Source organism: Streptomyces sp. NPDC040545 (genome assembly GCF_055595065.1).
The window spans coordinates 1-2335 of sequence record NZ_JBVIWA010000055.1; the positions used below are offsets into that span (position 1 = coordinate 1).

Below are 2335 nucleotides of genomic sequence, written 5' to 3' on the forward strand. Positions count from 1 at the left end.
GCCGTAGCCGGTGGTGCCGCCCTGGAAGTAGTACTGGTGGCCGTCGGAGGCCTGGACTCCCCAGATGTCGGGGATGCCGTCTCCGGTGTTGTCCTCGGTGCCCAGGACCAGGGGCCAGGCGGCGCGGGTCCAGGCGGTGGTGGCGTAGGTGTTGTCGACGCCGCCTTCCGCGTTCGCCGCGTACTGCAGCGAGGTCAGGTCCGCGCCGCCGTTGGCGCCGGCCTTGCCCTTGCGCAGGGCCATGGTGCGGTTGGCGTTGGCGTTGTCGCGGAAGAGGAGGTCGGGAATGTTGTCCCCCGATACGTCGCGGACGCCGACGATGTCGCGGGCGGCCCAGCCGGTGGCCATCTTGCGGTAGGAGGCGAAGCTGGATCCGGTGTAGCCGGAGAATGCCCAGAATCCGTCCGCGTCCAGGGCGAACAGGTCGGGCAGGCCGTCGCCGTCGGCGTCCTCGGTGACGACGATCTGCCGGAAGGTGGCGGGGTCGGGTGCGGAGGCGGGGAGCTGCATCTCGATGCGGCGGCCGGCGTCGAACTGGCCGGTGCCGGTGCCGGGGTAGATGTACAGCTTTCCGTCGGGCATGCGGGCGATCATGTCGGTGATGCCGTCGCCGGGGTGCCAGTCGGTGGCGTGTCCGATGAGGGCGGGGATGGTGGAGGCGGGGTCCTTGAAGTGGCCGGGCGCGACGGGCTTGCCGTCCTGGACGGCGCCGGGGATGAACGCGTCGGTGTCGCCGTTCCTGTCGCCTGCGTAGGTGCGCAGGTTGCCGTCCTTGTCGATGGCCAGGAGGTCGGCGAACTGGTCGCCGGTGACGTCGCCGGGCTTGTCGGTGCCGGTGCGGGGGCTGACGTAGAAGAGGTATTCGGTGGGGACGGAGATGTTCCCGGCCTGGTTGACGGTGCGGACGTACAGGACGTTGGGTCCGGCGGTGTCGACCTGGAGTTTGACCTGGGCGAGGCCGTCGCCGGCGGGGACGGCCTTGTTCTCCCAGGACGGCTTGTTCAGGGACCACTGGTACTCGCGGATGGTGCCGGCCGCGGTGCCGTTGGGGCGGATCTCGACGACCTGGTCGGGGGTGGAGGCCGGGTTGACGCTCCAGTCGGCGGCATCGGGGCCGGGCGGCGGGAAGTGTGCGGAGGAGACGGCCGGGTTGGCGGGCGCGGTGTGGTCGATGGTGAAGGTGCACCAGTCGGGGGAGCCGGAGTCCTGCGGGCCTGATCCCGGGGAGCCGAAACCGTCGCCGTCATAGGCGCGGGAGAGCCAGTAGTACTTGCGGCCCGAGGTGAACTTGTCGAAGGGCACGGAGCGGGTGACGGTCTGGTCGCTGTTGACGTCGGTCCACTCGTTGAAGACGGGCTGCCCGGACGCCGCGTCCCAGATCTCGATCTGCAGGCGGGTCAGGTTGCCGTCCCGGTCGGAGCCCTTGACCTGGAAGGACACATCGGTCTTGCCGATGCTGGTGCCCGGGCTGGAGGTCAGGCAGGCGCCGCCGGGGGAGGTGCTCATGTTCGAGGCGAGGGGGGTGTCGGGCGGGCTGTTGTAGGTGACCTCGATGTACGGGGCGCTCTCACCGTTGGCGAGGAGCTTCTTCCAGTAGTACGAGTCCGACTCGCTGGGCGCCTTGAAACCGAGCGAGAGGGCGCCCCAGCGGGCGCTGGCGGCCTGGGTGACCAGGCCCTTGATGTCGGGGGCGACCCAGTTGTCGGGGCAGGAGGAGTTGTAGCCGTAGCCGGCGTTCTCCGTGCCGATCTTGTTGCCCCACCAGCCCGTCGTGCTGTTCCACGTCGAGGAGGAGGACACGTACGGGGTGGAGTAGATGTCCATGTCCTTCTTGCTGCAGGACCACGAATAGGTCTGCAGGGCGCGGACGGACGCCGAGCGGATACCGGCACCGTGGAGCTCGGACCCGAAATCGAAATTGAAGATCGACCGGGAGGTGCCGCCGGAATCCGACTCATATCCGACGCGGGCCTCGTTCGTACCCGACGCGTTGTAGTTCTGCCCGTTGTAGAAACTCGAATTGCCGGCCGTCTTGTAGAGCAGCGACCAGGAGTTCTTATGGCCCTTGAACGAAGGGTCGACGAACACCGGATACACGGTGTCCGCGGCATTCAGCAATGCGACATCCGGCTTCAGGGACAGGGTGCTGTCCTTGAGGGAGGCCGCGGCGACCGACAGGTGGGCGCGTTCCGCGCCGGCCAGGCCCGCCAGGCCCAGCGTCGGGTGCTGCTTCGCCGCCGCCGGGGCCTTCCACGCGGGCACGTCGTCGGTGGTGGCGACCTTGCCCGACGAATCCCACATCAACGGTGACGGAGAGCCTGCGACTTCTTCACCC

The 2335-nt window shown here is 68.6% G+C and carries 1 protein-coding gene; it reads right to left on the minus strand.

Annotated elements, in window-relative coordinates:
- Positions 1 to 2301: DNRLRE domain-containing protein (locus tag ACZ573_RS38350; protein WP_471313580.1), on the minus strand; the 2301-nt coding region annotated here is incomplete at its 3' end.
- Positions 2302 to 2335 lie beyond the last annotated feature (34 nt).